This is a genomic window from Thermotoga sp., assembly GCF_021162145.1.
GTDB lineage: Bacteria > Thermotogota > Thermotogae > Thermotogales > Thermotogaceae > Thermotoga.
The window spans coordinates 1-6,725 of the sequence record NZ_JAGGZH010000047.1; the positions used below are offsets into that span (position 1 = coordinate 1).

The window sequence follows — 6,725 nt, forward strand, 5'->3', positions numbered from 1 at the left end:
GATCGGTGATTCGGGGTATATTTCAGCGAAGGTAGTTGGAATTGATAACTCTCAGGGAACAGCCATCGCCATAGCGGACCTGAGGAAAGCTCTTGAGAACGCTCTTTCTGGAAGTAAACTTGACATCCTCGGTTTTGATGCTTGTTTGATAGGATCTCTTGAAGTGATATACGAGCTCAGAAATGTGGCAAACTACATAGTTGCCTCAAGTTTTGAAGAACCTGCTGAGGGCTGGGATTACACTTTTTTGAGTGAGATAGAACCTACCAGTAGTGCCTCTGAAGTGGCAATTTCAATAGTTGATTACTACAGGGATTTTTACAGTGCTGAGGGTTCCAGGGAGGATGGTCTGAGTCTTGCGGTGTACAAAACTTTGCAGGTGGAGGAGTTTGTTTCTGATTTGAATTCATTCATCAGTGATCTGGAAGCAGATTTGAACAAAGTTGATGCAATTTATTCCGATGTGGTGAAGTGTTACATTGACAATTACAATCGGCCTGTCCTTGTTGATCTTGGGAATTTCATAGATGAATGGGTGTCAAGAGGTATTGTCTCTACTCCAGATTTAAGCTCTGTTGTTGTCTATTCATACGGTGAAATAGACGGTCAGACACTTTCCTTCCCCATCAGTATCTTCATGCCAGAAAACATGTCGTGTTATCGGACCTACCAGGCAGACTACCAGACACTTTCCTTTCCATCTGACACTCAGTGGGACGAGTTTTTGGAATACTGGCTCGGTATTCTTTGAAGTGTATCGAACATTCTGATATAATTCAGTTAGTAAAATATGAGAAACCAACGAAAGGGAGGGGTGTCCATGAAAAGGTTCTTCCTTTTTTCTGTTTTTTTTATTGCAGCGCTTTTTCTGTTCACCAACTGTAGTTCTCCGTACGCTGGGAAGGGAACGTTGAGAGTTTACGTGGTTTCGTACAACAGTGGGCCTGCAGTTGAAGGTGCTCTTGTGACGGTGAAAGATCACGAAACGGGTGAGACGCTGGCGACTGGAACCACAGATGAGTCCGGAGCCGTCTCGTTTGCCATCGTGGGTTTACACGGAGGATTCAAATTGCTGGACATCGAAGCAAAGAAAGATGGTTATGCTCTCAGCGCTGTGGAAGGATTGAAGATAGGAAGCAGTGAAATCGAATCAGTGGAGATGATCATGAAAGAAGCCAAATTGAAATCCAACCCCGATGAAGAAACTCTTCCAGAAGTGACCCTGGAATTTTACGATTCGAACGACAATCCTCTTGATACAACCAATCCAATAACCGGTGCTTTCAAGGTCAAAGTGAGTGTCAGCTCGGAAAACCACGTAAACCTTATTTATCTTGCTCTTGGAAACGTCCCAGGAGCGGGTTTCTTTGGGCCAAGGTCGGTGGCAGAGAACACGCCCGAGGCCACCTTCACAGTCGATCCAGCTGGCTGGAATGGTGAAACGAAACTCCACGTGGTTGTCTACGATCAGAATGACAACAGAGTCCACATTATAAGGTACCTGAACATTCAGCTGGGGGCAGAATCTCCTCAGGCGATGTTTACTCCTGTTCCTCTGACTGACTATGGTTCCCCGAACCTCGTTGCCATAACCAGAAGCGATGGGATAGAATTCTATGAAAAAGGAATCGTTCAAAAAATAAGAGAGGAGAATCATTTGAATTCCAGAAATGTAAAAAGCGCTCCAGAAGGCACGAATCTGTGGGTTGAAATCTACTGGCTGGGATACTCGGACGTGAACACGGATCCATCGATACCGGAACCCGATGGTTACAACGTGTACAGATCTTTTGATGGTCAGCACTATCAGTGGATAGGATTCACAACGGATAACTATTTCATCGATCACTCTTACCTGCTGTCACCTGGGAGAAGAGTGTGGTACGCTGTGAGTTCAGTGTACGGTGGAGCAGAATCGGACAGGGTTGAACTCGGATCTGTGGTTCCCCTGGACACCTTCAAAATACAGCTTCTGGAGCCAGAAGATGAATCGATCAACGTGTCCACGCGGCCTACATTCAGATGGTCACCCGACAGAGACCTTCGTTCTCCTGAGGGTGATGTTGTCTTTCACTATTCTGTGTTCATAATGGACCTTGTTCAGTCCGAGTATTACCTCGTCCCTGTTGATTCCTCGCAGGCGGTATATGATTGGACTACTACTGGTGCAACCGAGGTCGTTGCTCCTTTCGATTCGGAGGAGTATCAGTGGGTCCACACAGGGTACGGTGTGGTGGACAGACTGGAGTACAACAAAACCTACAGCTGGGGAATGTATTACTCCTATGCTGAAGTGGCGGACGAAGATAGTGTAGCCATGAGTCTGGTCTGTGACATGGGTGCAGGTTATGATCCCTTCGGTGAAATACCTCCCGAGAAGTTCAACGAGTTCACAACCGGTGTAGAGTGAGGGGGTGACCTTTGATGAAAAAAGCACTTTTCTTTCTCAGTTTGATTGCCCTCGTTGTTCTGAGTGGATGTCTCGGTCCCATATCGCTGAACACGGGAAACAATTCGCAGGTAATGGGGAGTTCAGAAGAAACGTTGCCGAACGATAACGTAGCATTCCTGGATAATGTGAAGTACTTTGAGCATCAACTGGTGATCCTGTACGAAGATCGAACGTCCGCAGAAGACCTTGTGAATATGATCAAGGGAAGAATTGTTGATGAAATACCCCAGCTGAAGGCAATCCTCGTTGAAATACCTGTGAGTGTAAGAGAGGCGCTGAGTGGTATCAGGGAACTCCTGAGAGACCAGAAGATTTCCGGCATCAGGGCGATCGAACCGAACTATATCAGAGAACTGGAGCCCGTGATAAAGGAAGAAATGACAAGAGACATACTCATCGAGGAGAATCTGGAGCCTTACCAGTGGGCACTTGAAACACTTCACGCTACCGAAGTATGGGGGATGGCCACCGGTGATGGAGTTATTGTGGCAGTTTTTGACACAGGAGTGGACGGAACGCATCCTGATCTTCAGGGACAACTGGTGGATGGGTACGATCCGTACTACGGGATATCACTGCCAGCGGACGAAGATTCAGACACCTACGGACACGGAACACACGTTGCAGGAATAATAGCCGCCAGGAGAGACGGAGTGGGAGTAACCGGCCTTGCCTACAACGCGAAGATCATGCCGATCAGGATCTTTGAACCCTACTATGTGGGAGACTTCTACGTAGCGGCCGGTGTTGTCTGGGCGGTGGACAACGGAGCAGATGTGCTCTCTAACAGCTGGGGCGGATGGGGGTACTCGTACATTCTCCATGAGGCTTTCGATTATGCTCTTCAGAACAATGTGGTGGTCGTGGTCTCCGCGGGTAACGAAAAGACAGATCAACATTTCACCTATCCGGCGGGGCTTCCCGGTGTAATAGCAGTTGGGGCAACCACCGTTAACGATGAAACCATCAGCTGGTCGAGCAAAGGGGATTATCTGTCCGTCGGTGCTCCCGGTGTACGCATTCTCTCGACGATACCGGTTGCCATGGCGGAAGATGAGGGAGTGTACGGGCTTCCGTACGCTTACTGGGACGGTACTTCCATGGCGTGTCCCTACGTCTCCGCTCTGGTGGCTTTGATAAAGGAAAAATACCCGCAGGCTACACCGTATCAGATCAGAAAGATGATCGAAGAAACGGCAGACGATATAGACGAGCCAGGATACGATACATCTTCTGGTTATGGAAGGATAGATCCACTCGCAGCACTCAACATGAATCCTTCTGAGGCTGGTGAAGGCGGTTCTCTCTCTGTGGTTGTAACGGACAGAGCAGGAAATCCTCTCCCGGCAGTTTTTGTGACCATAAAAAATAAGGAGACAGGAAAGGTGTATTACGGTAAGACGGATATAGGACTCTACGATGGAGAGGTCGACGCAGATTTCCTTGGAATAGAGCCCGGTGAGTACGATGTTATCATCGGAGGGCCCGATCCCACGGATCTGTACTCTCCGTTCTTTGGTTTCCAGATCAACACCAGGATCGAGGAGGAGCTACAGAGGACTACAACTGTTACCGTTTCTAGCTCCTCTTCTCTGGTGGTGAGTTTCCAGTCGAGCTTCAGTGCCGTTGTAAATCCGGGTGAACCTCTGCCGGATGGAGCACAGATATCGCTTTACTTACTGGATTCTTCCTTCTCAATAATCGACCAGGCTGTGGGAACAGAAAACCTGCAGGTAGAAATTCCAGCAGATGCTACTCCTGATTATTACTGGCTTTACTACGTTTACTCGGGCGATCTTCCTCAGCTTGATACACTCTATCAGGAGGACTTCGAGAGCGGTCAGATTCCATCTGACTGGACTCCGGGTGGAGATGTACCGCCGTTTGTTCAATCGACGGAAGCGCACAGTGGTAACTACGCACTCCAGTTTGGAGATGTGGATGACAACCAGGAAAGCTGGGTTGAATTCACCCTTCAAAATGCTTCAACTGCTGTGCTTTCTTTCATGGTGAAAGTTAGCAGTGAGGCGGGCTGGGATTTCTTCAAACTCTATGTGGATGGAGAGGAGTACTACAGGATCTCAGGCGAGGTCGATTGGACTCAGGTATCGGTGGGGCTTCAGCCAGGAGAACATACCATTCGCTTTGCCTACGAAAAGGACGCTTCTTACTCGTCCGGAATGGACACCGCCTGGATCGATGACATCGTGGTCACGGAGGGAATCATATTGAACGGAGAGGTGAACATCAACGGAAACGTGGTGCCAGTTTATGGAATGATCTCACCCAATACAACTTATGGTTTCATCGATGAACGCTACGGCGGAGCAACACCTTGGTGTATCTTCTGATGGGCTTGGAAAATATTGTTCAAAGAAGGAGGGGTTATCCCCTCCTTTGTTCAGGTTATAATACAGGTTATAATACAAGATGTGCAAGCATTGGATCATGGGAGGTAAGAAGGGTATGGAGCAGGAACTGGAAAAAGAACTCACTCTCGAGGACATTCTGCGCATTTTCAGAAAGAGATTTTGGTGGTTTTTTCTCGTTCTTGTGGTGACGGTTGTATTAACCGTCGTTTATCTTTTCCTCGCAACCCCTATTTACGAGGCCAGTGTTACGTTGAAAGTTGAGCCAGAGTCCCAGGGATCGATCGTTGATCTGTTTACGAACCAGTTCATGTCCACAAGGCCGGACATCTCAACCGAAATCGAACTCATAAAGAGCAGGACGAACATTGAAAAAGTGATAGAGAACCTGAACCTAGTGGATTACTTCAGGAAGAAGAACCCGAAGGATGAAATAGATTTCTACACCGTGGTCAGGATCGTCTCGGAGATGATAGAGGTCTCTCCTGTGAAGGACACGAATATTGTAAAAATCTCCGTTCAGAGTGATGATCCGGAATTGGCGAAAAACATAGCGAACGAACTTGCAGTGGTTTACAACAATCTCCTGAAGAGCTTCTCCAAGAACGTATACACTGTGAGAAGAGAATTCATTGAAAAACAAATTCCCATCGTTGAAAAGGGGCTGAAGGAACTAGAAGATCGACTCCGGAGTTTCAAAGAGAAGAATCAGATCTATGTGCTTGATGTTGAAGCAGAAAACCTTCTCAACATGATTTACACGTACGACTCCCAGATAAACCAGTACAAACTTCAGATGGATGAAGCACAGGCACGAATAGCGGCATTGAACGAACAGCTCAAGAAAACCAATCAAAAACTGATCTCTTCGGAAACAATCTCCATAAATCCCGTTGTAAGTCAACTGAGGACAAAACTCGCAGAACTTCAAGTAGAACTCGCCTCTCTCCAAGAAAAGTATCCGGAAACAGACGTGAGAGTGAAGGATGTGAAGAGAAAAATAGAGGAGACTCAGAAGATTCTCAGGAATGAAGTAGAGAAAATTGTCACTTCTCAAGTTCAGACGATAAATCCGGACTACCAGAGAATTTACTCCGAACTCATAGATCTCCACTCTCAGGTGCAGGTTCTCAACTCCATGATCACGTCCGCTGAAAAGATAAGAGAACGTTACGTTGCCAGGGTGTCAAAACTTCCTGAACTGGAACAGCAGCTTCTCCAACTCGAGAGAGAACTTAAGGTAAAGGAAAACCTATACAGTCTTCTTTTGGAAAAACTCGAAGAAACCAAAATCGCAGAGGCAGGTGTCACGGGTAGAGCTGTGATCGTTGACAGGGCAATCATTCCAACGGAACCTATAAAACCGAATAAGAAACTCACACTCGCGATTGGCGGGGTCCTTGGTGTGTTTCTTGGAATTCTGTTCGTTTTCCTGATCGAGGTAATGGACAAGACCGTCAACGACGAGGAATTCATAAAACACACGCTCAAAGAGGAACCCATTCTCGGGCGAATTCCCGAGGTGGAGTTTCTGGAGGAGAGTGAGCACCCGGAACTGATTGTGGTGAACTCTCCTACTTCCCCTTCTGCTGAGGCGTTGAAACTCGTTGCAACGAATATAGATTACTCCACAACACCGTCTCCCAGAGTGATTGGATTCACAAGTTCCGGTCCCAGTGAGGGGAAAACCTTTCTCGCAGCGAACATTGCTCTCGCTTACGCTCAGAATGGCTACAGAACACTTCTACTTGACCTGGATATGAGAAGACCAAGGGTGGAAAAGGTTTTCGGGCTTGAAAGGTTCAACATCGGTATCGTGAACCACCTACTCAGAGATATTCCTCTCGATCGTCTCATACAGAAATACCAAGAGAATCTGGATATTCTTCCTGTTGGTCCTATAC

4 protein-coding genes are annotated in these 6,725 nt (G+C 47.2%); all 4 read left to right on the forward strand.

The window, feature by feature from the left end:
* Positions 1–751 (forward strand): clostripain-related cysteine peptidase (locus tag J7K79_RS03780; RefSeq protein ID WP_296905335.1); only part of this gene is annotated, 751 nt, incomplete at its 5' end.
* Between the two features lie 69 nt (positions 752–820).
* Positions 821–2,410 (forward strand): hypothetical protein, encoded by a 1,590-nt coding sequence (locus J7K79_RS03785; protein ID WP_296905338.1) that lies wholly within the window; start codon positions 821–823, stop codon positions 2,408–2,410.
* A gap of 14 nt (positions 2,411–2,424) precedes the next feature.
* A complete protein-coding gene (locus J7K79_RS03790) occupies positions 2,425–4,803 on the forward strand; it encodes a S8 family serine peptidase (RefSeq protein ID WP_296905340.1) in 2,379 nt (792 codons plus the stop codon).
* A 115-nt stretch (positions 4,804–4,918) separates the two neighbouring features.
* Positions 4,919–6,725 (forward strand): exopolysaccharide transport family protein (locus J7K79_RS03795; protein WP_296905342.1); only part of this gene is annotated, 1,807 nt, incomplete at its 3' end.